This window comes from Gelidibacter salicanalis, from assembly GCF_016469035.1.
Classification (GTDB): Bacteria; Bacteroidota; Bacteroidia; order Flavobacteriales; family Flavobacteriaceae; genus Gelidibacter; species Gelidibacter salicanalis_A.
Map to the genome: position 1 here is coordinate 1 of NZ_JAEHJZ010000269.1, position 231 is coordinate 231.

General features: G+C 53.2%; 1 protein-coding gene. It reads left to right on the forward strand.

The annotated features are described in order from the left end of the window. Positions 1–42: 42 nt before the first annotated feature. The coding region (locus JEM65_RS21505) for a hypothetical protein (protein ID WP_199603797.1) at positions 43–231 on the forward strand (189 nt) is incomplete at its 3' end.

Consider the following 231-nt stretch of genomic DNA (forward strand, 5'->3'; position numbering starts at 1 on the left):
ATTCCCCCCTATCACCCTCAAGGAAATCCCGCGGAGTGCGCCATGAAAACCGTGGGAAAAGCAATCAAGCTCTCCGATCAGACCCCAAGGGGAATGGAACAAGCTTTAGAACTGGCACTGGCGGACTACCGGGACACGCCCCACGTGATCACAGGTCTCACACCTAATGCAGCAACGAAATTGAACTTGCAGGCGCAAATTGACAAGCTCAAAGAAACGGACTGGGATAGC